We start from the raw sequence: 18,594 nt of genomic DNA, 5'->3' as shown, positions 1-18,594 counted from the left end.
TTTTTATGGCTGACATCCCTGTCGTTAGGGTTAACGTTTTGCGGGGGCCATAAATTCCGGCCCGATCGGATCTTTTATGGTGCTGGCCAAAATACGGTCGATATGTGACAGGTCATCAGCCGTCAGGTGCCAGCCAAAGGCCTCTTCATAACCTTTGAGTTGTTCCGGCCGACGCGCGCCCCACAGTGCAATGGTCGGCCCCTGGTCGAGCACCCAGCGCAGGGCCAGGGCCAGCACCGATTTGCCGTGACACTCGCGGGCGTACATATCCAGCGAGGCGACGGCCGCCAGGTATTGCTCAAACCGTGGTGCCCGGAACTTGGGGTCGAGCCTGCGCACGTCGTCACCGGCAAAGCTGGTGGCCGAATGCATACTGCCGGCCAGCAGCCCACGGCACAGCGGGCCGTAAGCCAGCACCACCAGGGAATGCTGGCGGGCGTACGGCAGGATGTCGCTGTCGATGGCGCGCTCGAACAGGTTGTACGGCGGTTGCACCGTGGCCAATGCGGTGTGGGCGCTGAACTCGTCCATTTGCGTGGTGGAGTAATTGCTCACGCCCACGGCGAGGATCTTGCCCTCACGGCGCAGGCGCTCCAATGTGTCGGCGGTTTCTTCCTGGGCCACCAGCGGGTCGGGCCAGTGCACCTGGTAGAGGTCGATGTAGTCGGTGTCCAGGCGCACCAGCGAATCCTCGACCTCCTTGCGAATGCGCTGGGCCGTGGCATTGCGCCGTGTGGTGCCGTCATCCCATTGCAGCCCCGCCTTGGTCGCAATCACGGCGCTGTGGCGCACGCCGCGCAAGGCTTTGCCGATCAGCTCTTCGGAAAGGCCCAAGCCATACACCGGCGCGGTGTCGATCAGGTTAATGCCACAGTTCAGCGCGTGGCGAATGGTGCGGATCGACTGCTCGTTATCCGCGCCACCCCACAAATGCCCGCCCATGGACCATGTACCGAGGGCAACCCGCGAAACGGCTTTCTGGATGCCGGCAATCCGGATTGTCTCGATACTCATAAAAAAAACCCTCTGCCCACAACATTGCTTAGAAAAGCAATTACTCTAGGTCATCTGAAGTTGAATAGGGCTCAACGCCCCATGCAACCGAACCCCTACAAAAGAGGCTTGATATGGCGGCGTTCAATCGTTCCGAATTGGCAGATTTGAATGTATTCATGGCGATCATCCGGCGCCGCAGCTTTCGCCACGCGGCCCACGAGCTGGGCGTCACCACTTCGGCGTTGAGCCACACCATGCGCAACCTGGAAACGCGCCTGGGCGTCAAACTGCTCTATCGCACCAGCCGCGCCGTGGAGCCTACCGACGCCGGCACCCTGCTGGCGGAAAAACTCACCCAGGGCTTCGCCACCATCCAGGACGGGCTCGACACCCTGGAGTTGTATCGCGAAGCGCCCATTGGCCGCCTGCGCCTGAATGTGCCGCGGGATGCGGCGGTGTTGCTGTTGGCGCCGATCCTCGGCGAGTTCACCCAGGCCTATCCGCAACTGCGCCTGGACCTGATCGTCGAAGACCGCATGATCGACATCATCGCCGAGGGCTACGACGCGGGCATCCGCTATGGCGCCACCGTGCCGCAGGATATGGTCGCGGTGCCGCTCACCGCCGAGTTGCGCTGGATCATGGTGGCCTCCCCCGCCTACCTCGCGCGCCGGGGCATGCCGCAGGAACCGAGGGATTTGCTGCAGCACGCCGGTATTCGCATGTACCTGGGCGATAAAACCACTTACAAGTGGGAGCTGGGCAACGGCGCACGCCAGCAACGCATCGACGTGCCGGGCAACTTCAGCGCCGCCGACACTGAAACCGTGGTCAATGCCGCTTTGCAGGGGGTGGGGATTGGTTATTGCCTTTCCAACCGCGTGGAACGGGAACTCAAGGAGGGTCGCCTGGTAGAAGTCATGCCGGACTGGGCGTGCCTCGGCGAACCACTGTGCATGTATTACCCGAGCCGTCGCCAGTCCCAACCGGGGTTGCGTCAGTTGATGGACATGATCCGCATGAAAACCATCGGCTTGCAGACGATGGAATCACATTGAACCTGCGCGCGGCGGCCGTCCTCCAACCTGCATAGACCCTGGCCGCGGTGCACGCACGATGACCTTTATTCTGTGGATGGCCGTGCTCGGCGCCGTGTTGCTGACCCTCGCCCTCACCTCGTCCTATCTGCGCTGGATGCCGGTGACCACCTCGGCGGTGTGCCTGCTGCTCGGCGTGGTCATCGGCCCGCTCGGGGTGGATTTGCTGCACCTGGACATGCAGGGCTCCGCACGCTGGATGGAGCACCTGACGGAAGTCGCCGTGTTGTTTTCGCTGTTCGTCAGCGGCCTGAAACTGCGCCTGCCACTGCGCCATCGCACCTGGCGGATTGCATTCGGCATGGCCGGGCCGGTGATGCTGGTGACCATCCTCGGCACCTGCCTGGCATTGCATTACCTGTTTGAACTGTCCTGGGGCGTGTCATTGCTGGTGGGGGCGATTCTTGCGCCAACCGACCCGGTGCTGGCCGGCCTGGTACAGGTCAACAACGCCCAGGACTATGACGCGCTGCGCTTTGGCCTGTCGGGTGAGGCAGGCCTCAACGACGGCACGGCCTTTCCCTTTGTGATCTTTGCGCTGCTGTTCATGCAGCACGGCGGCTTCGACGGTGACTGGTTTGGCGGCTGGGTGCTGGCCAACCTGCTGTGGGCAGTGCCCGCCGGGTTACTGATCGGTTACTGGATGGGCCGAGGCATTGGCCGCGTGACCTTGTGGATGCGCATCACCAATGCCGACAGCACCTTGTCACCCAATGATTACCTGACACTGGCGCTGATCGCCCTCGCCTACGTGGTGGCCGAAGCCGTGGGTGGTTATGGTTTTCTCTCGGTATTCGCGGCAGGCCTGGGCTTGCGCCAGGCAGAATTCAAATCCACCGGCAATGCTGAGACGCCCTCCGAACACCTGGCGCTGCCCGTGGTGGGCCACCTTGAAGTCGAGCCGGAAAACGCCTTGCAAGGCGACACCACACAGCTTGCGGACACGCAGATTGCCGCCGGGGTAATGATGGGTGACATGCTCGCCTTCGGCAGCCTGGTGGAACGATCAATGGAAGTGTTTCTGGTGACCGTGCTCGGCATTGTGCTGGTCAGTCATTGGGACTGGCGCGCCCTGGCGGTGGCAGCCTTGCTGTTCTGCGTGATCCGCCCGGCCAGCGTGTTCGCCATGCCTTGGGGCACCTTGATCAACCGCCGACAACGCGGCTTGATGGGGTGGTTCGGCATCCGCGGCATCGGCAGCATTTACTACCTGTTCTACGCCTTGAACCATGGCTTGATCGGCACCCACGGCGCGGTGGTCGTCAACCTCACACTGTCGGTGATCGCCTTGAGCATCGTCGTTCACGGCCTCAGCACCCAGCCGATGCTGGCGTGGTATGAACGACGAGCCAAGGCGCCGGGTCAGTCCTGAAGCTCGGTATTGCCCACATCCGCCGCTTCATCCAGATCATTGAGCGGCACTTCTGCGTCATCCATCAACGAGCCGGGGTCTTCATTGCCGGGGTCGTTGAGTTCTTCTTCAAGCTCTTCTTCCAGTTCTTCTGACATGACCGTCTCCTCTAACCACCTTGAGTGTCGATATCCGCATCGGTTTCAGGCTTGGGCTCGCGCTCGGGCTTGAAGTCTGGACTGTAGTCGTTTTCCCTGGCCTTTGGGTCAGCGGCGGGCTTCGGATCTTTTGGCGCATCCGCACCGGTCGCGGGTGCCGGCTCGCCGCCATCAATGGCCGGGTCGTTACGGCCGCTGACTTGGGGGTCGTTGTCTGTGCTCATGGTTCACCTCTTGGCAGTGTGTGAAAGCGCGTCTGCGTAACGTTAAGGTCCCGCCCGGGGCCATGAAGTTCAACTCTCTTAAGAGACCGGGTTGTCGACCTGAATGTAAAACGCATAGGCCCCCAGCAGTACCCAGAACACCATGAACAGCCACGGCGCCCGCATGGAAAACAGCAGCGACTTGCGGTAACCCTTGTGGGACGACTCGGTTTCGCAGAACAGCGGCGAATCGTCATAGGCCAGGCCCATCACCGGTTCACTGCGCAGCAGCTCGCTCTGTTTGTAGTGCCAGTGGTCGATGATTTCATAGGCCGCCCGAATGCCCGGCCAGGCATTCAGGGAGCTGAGAATGCCCAAAGACGCGAGGAACACCGGCACGATCAGGGTAAAAAACTTGCCCCATTCCGGGTTGAGGTTGCCCATGCCTGACACGAAGGCGATCACCAGAAACGACTGCGCGGTCAGGTAGGCGTCGGTGCGGTTGGCCAGGATGGTGGTCTCGTACTGAATTTCGCGGCGATAAAAATCCAGCCGATCCTTGGGTGAGCCGAAGATCTTCGCATTGTGCTCACTGTGATCGGTCAGCGCCGCTTCGGGCGTATCGGGTGAAATGATTCTGGGCACGGCGGTGCTCCACACGGGTTCGAATTCCGTTAGAAGAACCGGGCCTGAGTGAAGTTCAAGTTTGTTCATGCACCAACTTGGAACACGGCGCGCACTCGTGGCGAGCGAGCTTGCCAGGGCCAGCCGGCTTTTGTGGCGAGCGGGCTTGCCCCGCGTTGGGTTGCGCAGCGGCCCCAAAAAAGCGGGAGCGCTGCGCCCTCCAACGCGGGGCAAGCCCGCTCGCCACAGGGAATTGCGCCGCTGCACGCATTTCGGCACAAGCATTGCTTTATCCATTCATCTGCCCGCAAACAGGAGCATTCGTTACCCCCCGACCCAGAGCCGACCCCATAAGAAAGTAAGGACCAGGCCCATTGGCACTCAGCGCCACGGGCTCATAAAAAATTGCGTTTTTTTAAGCGGCAGTGCCACCCAAGCAAGCTGCCAACCAGGCAATGCAGGCACTGACAAGGTACTGGAATGGCTCGATCTTTCTTTGATGAGATGAATGACGCAGACGGCGCATGCCGTGCGCATTATCAGGATTTCTCCCGCTGGCTGGCCAACACGCCGCCGGAACTGCTGGCCCAACGGCGCCGCGAAGCCGATTTGCTGTTCCACCGCGCCGGGATCACCTTCACCCTCTATGGCGACGAACAGGACACCGAGCGCCTGATTCCCTTTGACATCATCCCGCGCAGCATCCCCGCCAGTGAGTGGGCCGTGATCGAGCGCGGCTGCATCCAGCGCGTGAACGCACTGAACATGTTTCTCGCCGATATCTACCACGACCAGCGCATCATCAAGGCCGGGATCATCCCCGCCGACCAGGTACTGGGCAACGAGGGTTACCAGAAGGCGATGGTCGGCCTGGACCTGCACCGCGACATCTACTCGCATATCTCGGGTGTGGACCTGGTGCGCGATGGCGACGGTACCTATTACGTGCTTGAAGACAACCTGCGCACCCCCAGCGGCGTGAGCTACATGCTCGAAGACCGCAAAATGATGATGCGCCTGTTCCCGGAAGTGTTCGCCAAACAGCGCATCGCCCCGGTGGACCACTACCCCAACCTGCTGCTCAAAACCCTGAAAAGCGCCAGCCGCCTCGATAACCCGAATGTGGTGGTGCTGACCCCGGGCCGCTTCAACAGCGCGTTCTTTGAACACGCGTTTCTGGCCCGGGAAATGGGCGTGGAGCTGGTTGAAGGTGCTGACCTGTTCGTGCACGACCTCAAGGTGTTCATGCGCACCACCGACGGCCCCAAGCCGGTGGACGTGATTTACCGGCGCATCGACGACGCCTTCCTCGACCCCAAAGCCTTCAACCCCGACTCCATGCTCGGCGTGCCTGGCCTGGTTGCCGCGTACTGCGCCGGCAATGTGGTACTGGCCAATGCCATCGGCACCGGCGTGGCGGATGACAAATCCATCTACCCTTACGTACCGGAAATGATCCGTTTCTACCTGGATGAAGAACCGGTGCTGCAGAACGTACCGACCTTCCAGTGCCGCAAGCCCGATGAGCTGTCCCACGTACTGGCCCACCTGCCGGAACTGGTGGTCAAGGAGACCCAGGGTTCCGGCGGCTACGGCATGCTGGTCGGCCCGGCCTCCACGGCGGCAGAGATCGAGGACTTCCGCCAGCGCATCAAGGCGCGACCACACGCCTACATTGCCCAGCCCACGTTGAGCCTGTCCACCTGCCCCACTTTTGTCGAAAACGGCATCGCGCCACGGCATATCGACCTGCGGCCCTTTGTGCTGTCCGGCAAGGAAACCCGCCTGGTCCCCGGCGGCCTGACCCGTGTGGCGCTGAAGGAAGGCTCGTTGATCGTCAACTCGTCGCAAGGCGGCGGAACCAAGGACACCTGGGTGGTGGAGGGCTGAGTATGTTGAGTAGAACCGCCGCAGATCTGTACTGGATGTCCCGTTACCTTGAGCGCGCCGAGAACCTGGCGCGCATGCTCGAAGTCAGTTACTCGCTGTCGTTGATGCCCCAGGCCGGGCGCAGTGACGGGCTGGACGAACTGGCCATGTCGTTGCTCAGCAGCGGCACCCTCGACAGCTACCTCGAACGCCACAAACAGCTGGACGCCGAACGCATGCTGCACTTCTTCGCCCTCGACGAAGAAAACCCCGCCAGCATCTACAACTGCCTGCGCGCCGCCCGCGGCAACGCCCACGCGGTACGCGGGCGCATCACCGCCGACATGTGGGAAAACCTCAACGCCACCTGGCTGGAAATGCGCAGCATCGCCGCCGGCGGCCTGGCGCGCCATGGCATCAGCCACTTCTGTGACTGGGTCAAGCAGCGTTCGCACCTGTTCCGGGGCGCGACCTCGGGCACCATCATGCGCAATGACGCGTACCGCTTCATTCGCCTGGGCACCTTTGTCGAGCGCGCGGACAACACCCTGCGCCTGCTGGATGCGCGTTACGAGATGTTTGGTGAAGAATCGGAAGAAGTCAGCGACCTGTCGGCACGGGGTTACTACCAATGGAGTGCCTTGCTGCGTGCGCTGTCGTCATTCGAGGCCTACACCGAGCTCTACCCGAATGCGCTGAATGCCCGCTCGGTCTCCGAATTACTGCTGTTGCGCAGTGACGTGCCGCGCTCCCTGCATGCCTGCATCGAGGAGTTGAGCCACATTCTCGCGGACTTGCCTGGCAGTTATGGCCGCACGGCGCAGCGCCTGGCTGCCGAGTTCGAAGCGCGCCTGCGCTACACGGGCATCGATGAAATCCTTGAAGACGGCCTGCACAGCCGCCTCACGGACTTTATCGACACCGTGCGCGAACTGGCACGGGCGATTCACAGCTCGTACCTGGAAGTGGTGTGAGTGCAGTGCAGTCACTTATCTGTCATTTCGGGTGATTGACCCGTGTTCTGTGCCGCTCTTATGTTGGGCAGGTGAAAGGCCTTCCCCTCATAAGAACAGGTACAGAGCATGTCCGAACTGACCCTCGCCCCCGCCGCCGCCCACACCCTGAAACGCTGGCACGCCATGCTGGCCGCCCGCGACCTCAAGGCCTTGCCAGAACTACTGGCCCCGGATGCCGTCTTCCGCTCGCCCATGGCTCACACGCCCTACCCCGGTGCGCCTGTGGTGTCGATGATCCTCAACACCGTAATCAACGTGTTCGAAGACTTTGCCTACCACCGCGAACTGGCCAGTGCCGACGGGCTTGACGTGGTCCTGGAATTCAGTGCGCGGGTGGGTGAAAAGCAACTCAAGGGCATTGACATGATCCGCTTCAATGAACAGGGGCAGATCATTGAGTTTGAAGTGATGGTTCGCCCCTTGAGCGGGTTGCAGGCTTTGGGCGAAGAAATGGGCCGACGCCTGGCGCCCTACTTGGCCAAAGCCAAATCCCAAGCCTAGTGAAGGACAAAATGTGGGAGCTGGCTTGCCGATCGTTCCCACGCTCCGCGTGGGAACGCATGGTGTGACGCTCTGCGTCACCTGGCGCAGGAGCTTGACTGCCCGCCGAGTTCGGGACGCGGAGCGTCCAAGGCGGCATTCCCACGCGGAGCGTGGGAACGATCAAACTGACAGAAAGCTATCGCAGGTAAGCCAGCTCCCACATTTGGTTTGGGGTGGTTACTGGTTTTTTACCAGCACAGGCTCTGCGCGGTATTGGTCGGGGAACAGTTGTTTCAGTTGCGCCACTTTCGGCAAATCATTGATCACGATGTACGGATAAGACGGATTCTCGGTCAAAAAGTCCTGGTGATAAGACTCTGCCGGGTAGAACGTCTTGCCCACCTCAACCTTGGTAACAATCGGCTTGTCGAACGCCTTGGCGGCATCCAGCTGGGCGATATAGGCCTGGGCGATTTTTTGCTGCTCGGCGTTCTGCGCAAAAATTTCCGAACGGTACTGGGTGCCGCTGTCCGGGCCCTGGCGGTTCAGCTCGGTGGGGTTGTGGGCCACGGAGAAGTAGATCTGCAAGAGCTTGCCGTAGCTGACTTTGCCCGGGTCGTAGGTCACCGACACCGACTCGGCGTGGCCCGTGTCGCCTTCGCTGACGGACTCGTATTGCGCAGTGCCCGCCGCACCGCCGTCATAGCCGGACACCGCGTTTTTCACCCCTTGAACGTGCTGAAAAACGCCCTGTACGCCCCAGAAGCAGCCGCCGGCAAAGACCGCAGTTTGCAGGTTGCCGGACTCGGCAGGCAGGTCGAGCGCCGGCGGCGCGATCATCACCGCGTCTTCAGCACCCCCGAAGGAGAATGCCGAGCTTTGGCCGACGAAGGCAGCGAAAGCGAGCACCGGTACATACTTGAGTAGTTTCATCACGATCACTCCAGAACACGGTCAACTGTGGGAGCTGGCTTGCCTGCTCCTACAGTGATTGGGTTTTCAATTCAGCCGAAGGTAAAGGCATACGCCGACACGTTCGGGTCCAGAAATTCGATGCTGAAGGTACGGTCCTGCACCGCGCCGCTCTGACGCACCAACTGGTACAAACGCTGCTCGGTCACGGCACCGCTGCCATCCGGCGCCACGTCAGTGCCGTGGGCATCGCCGGGGGCCTGGCCGTCAATCGTCACTTTGAACCGCACCGGCTTGCCGTCCGCACCTGGCCCAAGCACCAGGTGCAGGTCACGGGCGTGAAAGCGGTAGACGATGCGCCCGCCTGTCTGGTCGAGGGTGGCCTGCTGGCCGCCGACGTTCCATGAGCCTTCCAGGGTCCAGTTGTTCAGAGCCAGCTTGCCGGCGGCCGGGTAATTCACCACCTTGTCGGTGGCCAGGGTGCCGGTGGTGACGAAGTTCTCGGCGCGCTGAAAGCCCAGGTAGGTTTCCGGCGATTGCACTTCGTTCATGTCCGGCGCCTGTTGCACGCCCTTGGCATCGGCTTCGATCAAGCCGCCTGCGACGTTTTTCGCACCGGCTTCACGCAGTAATTGCTGGATCACCCGCTCCGACTCGGCGTAGTCGCCCTCGCCAAAGTGGTGATAACGGATCTGGCCCTTGGCGTCGGCAAAGTAATGCGCCGGCCAGTACTGGTTGTTGAAGGCGCGCCAGATTTTGTAGTTGTTGTCGATGGCCACCGGGTAGTTGATACCCAGATCCTTCATGGCCTTGGTGACGTTATTCACGTCGCGCTCAAAGGCGAACTCCGGAGCGTGCACGCCAATCACCACCAGACCCTGGTCGTGGTACTTCTCGGCCCAGGCCTTGACGTAAGGCAAGGTGCGCAGGCAGTTGATGCAGGAGTAGGTCCAGAAATCCACCAGTACCACTTTGCCCTTCAGGCCTTCGGCGGTCAGCGGCGGGCTGTTGAGCCATTGCACCGCGCCGTCCAGTGGCGGCAGCGCGCCTTCGATCGGCAGCGAGTTGCCGTGGTCGGCAGCCGCCATCATCGCGCCACCGGCCATCATCGCGCCGCTTTTCTGCTCGGGCTTGGCGCTTAGTTTGTCTACCAGGCTTTGCTCCAGGCCACCGGTGGAAGCCGTCGACAAACGCGACAGCACGCCGGTGTCCAGGCCCAACGCGATGGCCGCGACGCCGGCCAGCATCAGTGCACCCAGACCGCGACGCAGCCATTCGCCGGCGCCGAGGGATTTCTTCATGAAGCCGAAAACTTTACCGCCGACCAGCAATGCCAGCGCCAGGGATGTCGCAGCACCGGCGGCGTAGGCCAGCAACAGCAAGGTAGTGCCGATACTGGCGCCCTGCAGCGCGGCACCGGTGAGTACCAAACCGAGAATCGGCCCGGCGCACGGCGCCCACAGCAAACCGGTGGCCACGCCGATCAGGAATGAAGCGCCCGGACGGGGTTTGGCATCGGCCCCGGCGGCTTCCGACAGGCGACTGCCGGCCGCCACCAGCGGCCGCGTCAGGCGTTCCGACAGTTGCGGCAGCAACAGCGTGAGTCCGAACAGGGCAACGCACAGCAACGCGAGCCAACGCCCGTACTGATTGACTTGCACCACCCAACCGCCGCCCACCGCCGCCAGCGAGGCCACCAGGGCGAATGTCACCGCCATCCCCGCTAACAGCGGCAAGCCACTGCGCATAAACGGCTGCCCGGTGCGAGCGAAGACAAAAGGCAGAACAGGCAGGATGCACGGGCTGACAATTGTCAGCACGCCGCCCAGATACGCGAGAACCAAGAGCCACATGGGATCGTCCCTTATACGAATGGATAAACATCGGCTTAAGCCGCCGTGAACGTCATGGCCGTGCCATTCATGCAATAGCGCAAACCGGTGGGTGCCGGGCCGTCATCAAACACGTGCCCTTGGTGGCCGCCACAGCGGCGGCAGTGAATTTCCTTGCGCACCACGCCATACGAGGTGTCGGTGCGGCTGGCCACGGCGTTGTCCAGCGGCTGCCAAAAACTCGGCCAGCCGGTATGGCTGTCGAACTTGGTGGCCGAGGAAAACAGCGGCAAGGCGCAACCGGCACAGGCGAAGGTGCCGGTGCGGTGTTCGTCATTGTGCTTATTGCTGTATGGGCGCTCGGTGCCCTCCTCGCGCAGCACGTCGAATTGCTCGGCGGTCAGCAGGCTGCGCCACTCGGCCTCGGTGTGGTTGACCTCAAACGTCTCCGCGGCCTCGGCCTCGGTGATCATGTTGATTTGCTTCAACAGGCCACCGGCCAAAACGGCGACACCCAGGCCACCACCGGCCAGCAGCATTTGTCGACGTGAGTACATATGTTTCTCCTCAACCCAAAATTGAATGGCTGGCATAGACCTGCGGCAAGCGAGCTCTGTGTGGCGAGCGAGCTTGCTCGCGCTGGAGTGCGCAGCGCTCCCGCTTTTTTTTGGGGCCGCTTCGCAGCCCAGCGCGAGCAAGATCGCTCGCCACAAAAGCCCGCTCGCCGCAACCAGTGCGTCAGCGATGGGCTAATCCTGCACGCCGGGCGGTCGCGAAATCCTCACGCAGAGTTAAACAATTCGTGATAACTACACTGTTGCAAAAGCCGCACAATGCGCGGACTACAAGCAAAGGTTTTCTGCATGGAACAGCCCAAACGTGTCCTGGTGGTCGAGGACGATGCGCATATCGCCGACCTGATCTGCCTGCACCTGCGTGATGAACAGTTTGAGGTGGTGCACAGCGCCGACGGCAATGAAGGCCTGCGCCTGCTGGAGCAAGGCGGTTGGGACGCCCTGATTCTTGACCTGATGCTGCCCGGCGTCGACGGCCTGGAAATCTGTCGCCGCGCCCGGGCCATGACGCGCTACACGCCGATCATCATCACCAGCGCGCGCTCCAGCGAGCTGCACCGCATTCTCGGCCTGGAACTGGGTGCCGACGACTACCTAGCCAAACCGTTCTCGATGCCGGAGCTGGTGGCACGGGTCAAGGCACTGCTGCGCCGGGTCGATGCCATGGCACGGAATCTGAAAATGGACGCCGGCAGCCTTGAACTCGGCCACTTGTTCATCAACCCGCTGACCCGTGAAGCCACCTTGCAAGGCCAGCGCCTGGACCTCACGCCCCGCGAATTCGATTTGCTGTACTTCTTCGCGCGCCAGCCCGGCAAGGTGTTTTCGCGCATGGACCTGCTCAATGCCGTGTGGGGCTACAGCCACGAAGGTTATGAACACACGGTCAACACCCACATCAACCGCCTGCGCGCCAAGGTTGAGGCCGACCCGGCCAACCCGGCGCGCATCCTCACGGTGTGGGGCCGTGGCTACAAGTTTGCCGAGAGCCCGCCATGAAACTGACCCTGACCCAGCGCCTGTCGGTGGTGTTCGCCGTGTTGCTGGTGATCTGCAGCGGCACCTCGGCCTGGCTGCAAGTGCGCTCCAACCGCATGCACGAGCTTGAAGTGGTGCAAGGCCTGTCACGGGATTTGGCCGCGCACATTGCCCGCGACACTCAATTGATGGACGCCGACGGCCTCAAGCCCGATGCAGTGCGCAACCTGTTCGGCCAGTTGATGCTGGTCAACCCGAGTGTTGAGGTGTATCTGCTCGACATCAACGGTCGCGTGGTGGGCAATGCAGCGCCCAGCGGGCATTTGTTGCGTGATCAGGTAGACCTGGCGCCGGTACGGCGCTTCTTGAGCGGCGCCATGCTGCCGATCCTCGGCGACGACCCGCGCAGCGTCGACGGGCGCAAGGTGTTCAGCGCCGCACCGCTCAAGGCCAACGGCCAGCAAACCGGCTTTTTATACGTCGTGCTGCTGGGCGAAGCCCACGATGTGTACGACGCCAAGGACGCCACCGGCATGGCGCTGAAGATCGCGCTGTGGTCCATCGGCCTGGTGGCGTTGCTGTGCCTGCTGGCCGGTTTGATCGCCTTTGCCTGGATCACCCGTCCCCTGCGCCAATTGACCGACAAGGTCGGCCGGTTCGACATCAACGGCGCGCCAAAGCCTGCACAAACCCACACACCGGAGCTGGACAGCAGCGACGAAATCGCCGTGCTCGACCACGCGTTCGTGCAGATGGAAAACCGCTTGGGCGAACAATGGCGGGCCATCACCCATCAGGACCAGGAACGCCGGGAAATGGTCGCGAATATCTCCCACGACTTGCGCACGCCACTGGCCTCGCTGCATGGCTACCTGGAAACCCTGTCCCTCAAGGACGCCAGCCTGAGCCCCGACGAGCGCCGCCGTTACCTGGGCATTGCGCTGGACCAGAGCCGCAAGGTCGGGGGGTTGGCTCAGTCATTGCTGGAGCTGGTGCGCCTAGAACACGGTTTTGTACAACCGGTGATCGAAGGCTTTTCGCTGCCGGACCTGGTGCAAGACATCTTCCAGAAATTCGAACTGACCGCCGAAGCACGCGGCATCACCCTCACCGCCACTCTGCCGCCGCAAGTGCCGACCGTGCTGGCGGACCTGGGCCTGATCGAACGGGTGCTGACCAACCTGCTGGATAACGCCTTGCGCCATACGCCGGTCAACGGCGAGGTCGAAGTGATGCTGTCACCCGCGGCCAACTCGGTCAACGTTACCGTCAGCGACAGCGGCCCCGGCATCGACGCCGAACTGCGCGAAGGCCTGTTCCTGCGCGCCTTCACCATTGGCGGCGCACGCCGCGACGGTGGCCTGGGCCTGCGCATCGTGCACCGAATTCTGCAATTGCACGGGCGCAGCATCCAGTTGGTGGACCGCCCCGGCCATGGCGCAACCTTTACCTTTTCCCTAGAAACCCGAGCATCAGCGCGTTGACCTGCCGGCCTTGCTCGTTCTGGATCCAGTGACCGCAGTTGGCCAACACATGCTGCTCCAACTGCGGCACTGAATCGGGCATGCGCTTGAGGGTGTGAGCCTCGAACACGCCAACCGGGTCGCGGTCGCCAATCAGGAACAGTGTGGGCTGCAGCACTTGCCGGCCCGACAGGAACTCGGTGCGCTGCCAGTTGCGTTCGAAGTTGCGATACCAGTTCAACGGGCCACGAAAGCCGTTTTCGGTGAAAGTCTGCACATACACATTTAGATCTTGTTGACTGCACCAGCCCGGCAAGGTCGTTGGCGTGGCAACGCCCTCCAGCAAGGTGGCACTGGGTGGTTTCTGTTGCAGAAATACGTCCTGGTCTTGCATGAACAGCCGCAGCGTGCGTTCGATATCGGCATTCAATTCCTGCTCGGCCACCCCGGGTTCCTGGAAATACAGGATGTAATTGAAACGCTCGGCGTACAGCTCGCGCATGATCTCGATCACCGGCCGGCGGGCGCGCCCGGCGAAGGGCACCGACATTGTGATCAATCGTGTAACCCGCTCGGGTTCCAGCAACGCCAAATGCCAGGCCACCACCGCGCCCCAGTCATGGCCGACCATCACCACCTGCGTGTGCCCGAACACATCCATGGCCTGCTGGATGTCGGCGCACAGGGTCAGCAGGTCGTAATCGGCCACCTCTGCGGGTGAACCGGATCGGCCGTAGCCACGCATTTCGGGGGCGAACACGCGATACCCTTCGGCAGCCAGTGCAGGAATCTGCTCACGCCAGGAATGCCAGCACTCCGGAAAACCGTGCAACAGCCAGATGGGCTGGCCGTGTTCGGGACCGGCGATATGGACGCATAACTCGATACCGTTGACGGCGATTTTCTGCTCGGTCAGGGAACTCATGGGCATGGCCTTGCTGAGGGTTTCGCCCAGCGTGCAGGATTGCGCAGGTGGCGGCCAGCATCATTGATGGCCGGAATGACTCAGGTCAGCGCCCACCAGCGGGGCAATAACTGCCGCACCCGCGCCTCGCCAAAGCGGTCATCAATCAGCATCACCACGCCTTCGTCCTGCTGGCTGCGGATCACTCGGCCCGCGGCCTGCACCACTTTCTGAAGGCCGGGGTACAGGTAGGTGTAGTCGTAGCCGGAGCCGAAGATGGCCGCCATGCGCGCCTTCATTTGTTCATTGACCGGGTTCAGTTGCGGCAAACCCAGAGTGGCAATGAACGCTCCGATCAGACGCGCGCCAGGCAGGTCGATACCCTCGCCAAATGCCCCGCCCAGCACGGCAAAGCCGATGCCCTGGCTGTGCAGGGTGAACTGATCGAGAAAGGCCTGGCGCTGCGCCTCGGCCATGCCGCGCGATTGCAGCCACAGTGCCACGTGCGGATGCCGCTGGGCCATCAACTGCGCTACCTGTTGCAGGTAATCGAAGCTGCTGAAAAACGCCAGGTAGTTACCCGGCCGCTGCGCAAACTGGTGGGCGATGAGCTCGACAATAGGTTCCAGCGAGGCCTGGCGGTATACATAACGCGTGGAAATCTCGTCGACGATACGCACCTGCAACTGCTCGGCTTTGAACGGCGATTCCACATCCACCCACGCGGTGTCCGCCGGCAAGCCCAGCAGGTCGGCGTAATAGTGGCGCGGGCTGAGGGTGGCGGAAAACAGCACGCTGCTGCGCGCCGCCGTCAATCTGGGACGGATGAATTCGGCGGGCACCACGTTGCGCAGGCACAGGGTTGAGGCGCTGCGCTTGCCGCCAAGCTCACGCTTGCTGATATCGAAAATGAAGTGCTCGTCGAACAGCTCCGCCACCTTGGCAAATTGCAGGGCGTCGAAATAGAAGGCTTGCAGGTCACCGCTCAAGGCTTCGGGGTGGTCGTTGAAGTAGTCGCCCATGGCGCTGGCACACAGGCTCAGGGCCTGCAGCAGTTTCTCGGGTTTGCCGGCATAGGCCTGATACGGCGCGACCTGTTCTTTGTGCAGCGCATTCCATTCGCGGTTCAGCCGTTGCAGGGGTTTTTTCAGCGGCTCGGGCGCCGTGTCGCGCAGGGTCTTGAGGCTGTACTGGTCAAGGCTTGCGCTGTACATCGAGCGGGCGCGCTCGACCAGGTTATGCGCCTCGTCCACCAGCACGGCGGCGCGCCACTGATTGAGCTGGGCGAGGCCGAACAGCATGGCGCCAAAGTCGAAATAGTAGTTGTAGTCAGCGACCACCAGGTCGCTCCAGCGCGCCATTTCCTGGCTCAGGTAATACGGGCACACGTCATGGGCCAGCGCCACGTCGCGCAGGTTGCGCTGGTCGAGCAGGTGCACGCTGGACGCCGCCGTGCGCGCGGCAGGCAGGCGGTCATAAAAGCCCTTGGCCAAGGGGCAGGAGTCACCATGGCAGGCTTTGTCCAGGTGTTCGCAGGCTTTGTCCCGCGCCACCAGTTCAAGCACGCGCAGGGGCAGACCGGGGGTGCTGTCGAACAGCACCTGGGCGGCGTCGAGCGCGAGTTTTCGGCCGGGGGTTTTGGCGGTCAGGAAAAACACCTTGTCCAGTTGCTGGGGCGCCAGGGCCTTGAGCATCGGGAAAATCGTGCCGACGGTCTTGCCGATGCCGGTCGGCGCCTGCGCCATCAGGCAGCGCCCGGTGCTGACGGCCTTGTACACCGTTTCGGCCAACGCGCGCTGGCCGGCACGAAACGCGGCATGGGGAAATGCCAGGCTTTGCGCGGCGCTGTTGCGCGCGTCGCGATGCTGCATTTCCTGTTCGGCCCAGCCAAGGAACAGCGCGCATTGACGCTCGAAAAACAGCGCCAGGTCGGCGGCCTGAAAACGCTGGTTCAACAGGGTTTCACCTTCGCCGACGATATCGAAGTACACCAGCGCCAGGTCGATTTCATCCAGGCCCAGCTTCTGGCACATCAGCCAGCCATACACCTTGACCTGCGCCCAGTGCAATTGCCGGTGGTTGGCCGGTTGGGCGTCGAGATCGCCGCGATAGGTTTTCACTTCCTCCAGACGGTTGCTGTCCGGGTCGTAGCCGTCCGCCCTGCCCCGCACCTTGAGTTGGCGGTATTCGCCTTCCAGCGCCACTTCATGTTGGTAATGCGCGCTGCGCCGCGAGGCGACAGTGCGGTGGCCGACAATGCCTTCCTGGGCGCTGGGCGACGGCGTAAAGCGCAGGTCCAGGTCACCGACCTTGGCGGTGAACTCGCACAGCGCCCGCACGGCCACGCTGTAGCTCAAGCGGTTTGCGCCCAGCGCACGTAGCAGACGGTGACCGGCATCTGGTACTCGCCGCAGAACTCCAGCCAGCGCAACTGGTTGTCTTGCAGGCGGTCACCGGGGCCCTTGACCTCAATCATGCGGTAGGTTTTTTGCGCGGGCCAGAACTGGATCAGGTCGGGCATGCCGGCGCGGTTGGCGCGAATGTCCAGCAGCAACCGCTCAAACCAGTACCGCAGATGCTCGGCGGGCAAGCATTCCAGCGCTTGTTCCAGCAGTTCCTCACTGAGCAAATTCCAGAATACGAAGGGCGACTGAATGCCCCATTTGTCTGTGTAGCGTTGGCGGATGGTGAGCTTGTAGCGCTCGTCCTGCAGTTGCTCAAAGCAGGCGGCGAACAAGGCGGCGCGGCGAAGGTGAAAGTCTTCGCTGTGCAGGTCCACCGGCCCGCGCTGGAACGGGTGGAAAAAAGAGCCCGGCAGCGGCGCGAAAATCGCTTCCCAGCACAGCAGGCCGAACAGCGAGTTGATCAGGCCGTTCTCCACGTAATGCACCGGCGCGTCGGGCTCGCTCAGGTGGGCTTGCACAAGGTATTCCACCGACATCAACGGCTCGGGAATCGCCAGCGCCAGATCCAGGCGCGAGACCGGCCGGGGCTTGGGTTTCGGCAGCGCCGGCTGCCCCAGTTTGCGGCGCAGGCGTGGCATGACGCGCAGCAGGTGCTGGGCCTCGGCGGCACTTTCCGGTGCCTGTTGCGCGGCGCACGCCAGGGCCATGGCCTGGGTGTAGTCTTCCTGGCGCTCCAGCACACGAATCAGCCGCGAGCGCGCGCCGGGGTAGGCGCACTGGCGGTAAATCTGCTCGGCCAGCCTCAACTCGGCACTGCGCTCGCAGTATTGCCCGAGCTGAAACAGCAACTTGGCGCGACGTTTTTCCAGCCAGGGGTTATCGGTGTGCAATGTGGCGATCTGCGCCAGCACGTCTTCCAGTGCCTTGCCTGCTTCGAACGCCAATTGGCACTGGTGCAGAAACAGATAACCCAGCACGTCATCACGGTGCCGCAGGCCTCGGGACTCGGCGCAGAACTCGACTTTCTCGTAGGTGTAGATGCCAAGGTCCGCCAGCACGAATTCCGACCAGTCCTGGTGCAGGTTGCCGAAGAACATCAGGCGCAGGCGATCACACAATTCCATGACGGTGAGGCTGTAGAGCACATCACTGAGGGTCGGGCACCATTGCGCAAAGCTGCGGCTGTCGCTGAACTGCACGGCCAGCGGCGCCAGCCAGTCAGCTTTCTTACCCCTGGGCTGGTCAATCCAGGGGTTGAAGGCTTCGAGGATTTCGCCCTTTTGCAACAGTGCGAACAATTCCTCAAACGCCAACAGCCCCTGATCATCCACCCACCCCTGCTCTATCAGCGCCCGCGCAGCCGTGTGGGTACAGCCGATTTCGAGATAATTGAGCTTGCTCGCGCGAAAATGCGCGCCCTTGCGCATGACCATGCGCACCAAAAGTGCCTGGGAGGCCTGGGGCAACCTGTCAAATTGCTGAATAAACTGCAATTCGTCCGGGTCGAGCAAATCGGCATAACGCTGACCCAGCCACAGCAGGACCTGGCGGAAGTTATGCAGGTAATACAGGGGGTCGTCGAGGGGGTTGGCCATGTCGCGCAAGGTTCAAATACTGTTTATGCATACAGAGTGCCGCTGCGAACGTCTTGTTGCAATCGGTAATAGATAAATGGCGCACGCAACTTTCCGTATAAAAGTGATCAGATAAGGGTGTCGATCGCGTAAC

At 62.0% G+C, this 18,594-nt stretch carries 17 protein-coding genes; 7 read left to right on the top strand and 10 right to left on the bottom strand.

The genetic code is table 11. The features are described from left to right. Positions 1-30 precede the first annotated feature (30 nt). Positions 31-1,014: an aldo/keto reductase gene (locus tag ATI14_RS21780; RefSeq protein WP_031319875.1), complete on the bottom strand. Its 984-nt coding sequence runs from the start codon at positions 1,012-1,014 to the stop codon at positions 31-33. Between the two features lie 113 nt (positions 1,015-1,127). Here ATI14_RS21780 and ATI14_RS21775 point away from each other — a divergent pair, with 113 nt between their 5' ends. Together ATI14_RS21775 and ATI14_RS21770 are read left to right on the top strand one after the other, a co-directional pair. Next, the gene (locus ATI14_RS21775) at positions 1,128-2,054 is read left to right on the top strand and encodes a LysR family transcriptional regulator (protein WP_016971858.1); all 927 of its coding nucleotides are present in this window, start codon (positions 1,128-1,130) and stop codon (positions 2,052-2,054) included. A 58-nt stretch (positions 2,055-2,112) separates the two neighbouring features. Then, the gene (locus ATI14_RS21770; RefSeq protein ID WP_017253780.1) at positions 2,113-3,465 is read left to right on the top strand and encodes a cation:proton antiporter; all 1,353 of its coding nucleotides are present in this window, start codon (positions 2,113-2,115) and stop codon (positions 3,463-3,465) included. On the opposite strand, the gene ATI14_RS31460 is transcribed toward ATI14_RS21770, so the two are convergent. The 3 genes from ATI14_RS31460 to ATI14_RS21760 form a co-directional block, all read right to left on the bottom strand. Beyond that, positions 3,456-3,602 (bottom strand): hypothetical protein, encoded by a 147-nt coding sequence (locus ATI14_RS31460; protein WP_016973575.1) that lies wholly within the window; start codon positions 3,600-3,602, stop codon positions 3,456-3,458. The genes ATI14_RS21770 and ATI14_RS31460 overlap by 10 nt on opposite strands. An 11-nt stretch (positions 3,603-3,613) precedes the next feature. Then, positions 3,614-3,826, bottom strand: coding sequence for a hypothetical protein (locus ATI14_RS21765; protein ID WP_016973574.1), 213 nt, complete (start codon positions 3,824-3,826; stop codon positions 3,614-3,616). Between the two features lie 78 nt (positions 3,827-3,904). After that, positions 3,905-4,450 (bottom strand): hypothetical protein, encoded by a 546-nt coding sequence (locus ATI14_RS21760; protein ID WP_026082939.1) that lies wholly within the window; start codon positions 4,448-4,450, stop codon positions 3,905-3,907. Positions 4,451-4,909: 459 nt separating this feature from the next. On the opposite strand from ATI14_RS21760, the gene ATI14_RS21750 reads away from it, so the two are divergent. The 3 genes from ATI14_RS21750 to ATI14_RS21740 all read left to right on the top strand — a co-directional run bounded on the left by ATI14_RS21750 (position 4,910) and on the right by ATI14_RS21740 (position 7,815). Continuing rightward, positions 4,910-6,319, top strand: coding sequence for a circularly permuted type 2 ATP-grasp protein (locus tag ATI14_RS21750; protein ID WP_016973572.1), 1,410 nt, complete (start codon positions 4,910-4,912; stop codon positions 6,317-6,319). A gap of 2 nt (positions 6,320-6,321) precedes the next feature. Beyond that, complete coding sequence (locus tag ATI14_RS21745; RefSeq protein ID WP_017253783.1) at positions 6,322-7,272, top strand: alpha-E domain-containing protein; 951 nt, start codon at positions 6,322-6,324, stop codon at positions 7,270-7,272. A gap of 108 nt (positions 7,273-7,380) precedes the next feature. Continuing rightward, positions 7,381-7,815 carry a nuclear transport factor 2 family protein gene (locus ATI14_RS21740; protein WP_016971797.1) on the top strand — a complete coding sequence of 145 codons (435 nt, stop codon included), beginning with the start codon at positions 7,381-7,383 and terminating at the stop codon, positions 7,813-7,815. A gap of 219 nt (positions 7,816-8,034) precedes the next feature. Here ATI14_RS21740 and msrA read toward each other — a convergent pair whose 3' ends face one another. The 3 genes from msrA to msrB form a co-directional block, all read right to left on the bottom strand. After that, complete coding sequence (gene msrA / locus ATI14_RS21730; RefSeq protein ID WP_080520203.1) at positions 8,035-8,730, bottom strand: peptide-methionine (S)-S-oxide reductase MsrA; 696 nt, start codon at positions 8,728-8,730, stop codon at positions 8,035-8,037. 71 nt (positions 8,731-8,801) lie between these two features. Beyond that, positions 8,802-10,562 carry a cytochrome c biogenesis protein DipZ gene (locus tag ATI14_RS21725; RefSeq protein WP_016971795.1) on the bottom strand — a complete coding sequence of 587 codons (1,761 nt, stop codon included), beginning with the start codon at positions 10,560-10,562 and terminating at the stop codon, positions 8,802-8,804. 35 nt (positions 10,563-10,597) lie between these two features. Beyond that, positions 10,598-11,098, bottom strand: a complete 501-nt coding sequence (msrB, locus tag ATI14_RS21720) for a peptide-methionine (R)-S-oxide reductase MsrB (RefSeq protein WP_031319856.1) — start codon at positions 11,096-11,098, stop codon at positions 10,598-10,600. Between the two features lie 306 nt (positions 11,099-11,404). On the opposite strand from msrB, the gene ATI14_RS21715 reads away from it, so the two are divergent. Both ATI14_RS21715 and ATI14_RS21710 read left to right on the top strand, forming a co-directional pair. Continuing rightward, entirely contained in the window at positions 11,405-12,115 is a 711-nt protein-coding gene (locus tag ATI14_RS21715; protein WP_016971793.1) for a response regulator transcription factor, read from the top strand. Beyond that, positions 12,112-13,578: a sensor histidine kinase gene (locus tag ATI14_RS21710; RefSeq protein WP_016971792.1), complete on the top strand. Its 1,467-nt coding sequence runs from the start codon at positions 12,112-12,114 to the stop codon at positions 13,576-13,578. The genes ATI14_RS21715 and ATI14_RS21710 overlap by 4 nt, the downstream gene beginning before the upstream one ends. Here the strand turns inward: ATI14_RS21710 and ATI14_RS21705 are convergent. The 3 genes from ATI14_RS21705 to ATI14_RS21695 form a co-directional block, all read right to left on the bottom strand. Continuing rightward, positions 13,541-14,482: an alpha/beta fold hydrolase gene (locus ATI14_RS21705; RefSeq protein WP_016971791.1), complete on the bottom strand. Its 942-nt coding sequence runs from the start codon at positions 14,480-14,482 to the stop codon at positions 13,541-13,543. The two genes, ATI14_RS21710 and ATI14_RS21705, sit on opposite strands and share 38 nt — an antisense overlap. An 80-nt stretch (positions 14,483-14,562) precedes the next feature. Next, on the bottom strand, positions 14,563-16,818 hold the full coding sequence (locus ATI14_RS21700) for an ATP-dependent DNA helicase (protein ID WP_016971790.1): 2,256 nt from the start codon (positions 16,816-16,818) through the stop codon (positions 14,563-14,565). Further along, the gene (locus ATI14_RS21695; RefSeq protein ID WP_016971789.1) at positions 16,815-18,461 is read right to left on the bottom strand and encodes a VRR-NUC domain-containing protein; all 1,647 of its coding nucleotides are present in this window, start codon (positions 18,459-18,461) and stop codon (positions 16,815-16,817) included. The genes ATI14_RS21700 and ATI14_RS21695 overlap by 4 nt, the downstream gene beginning before the upstream one ends. Positions 18,462-18,594 lie beyond the last annotated feature (133 nt).

Origin of the sequence: Pseudomonas tolaasii NCPPB 2192 (assembly GCF_002813445.1) — a bacterium.
Classification (GTDB): Bacteria; Pseudomonadota; Gammaproteobacteria; order Pseudomonadales; family Pseudomonadaceae; genus Aquipseudomonas; species Aquipseudomonas tolaasii.
Note: the sequence above shows the minus strand (reverse complement) of the source record. Positions and strands in the feature narration are given on the sequence as shown.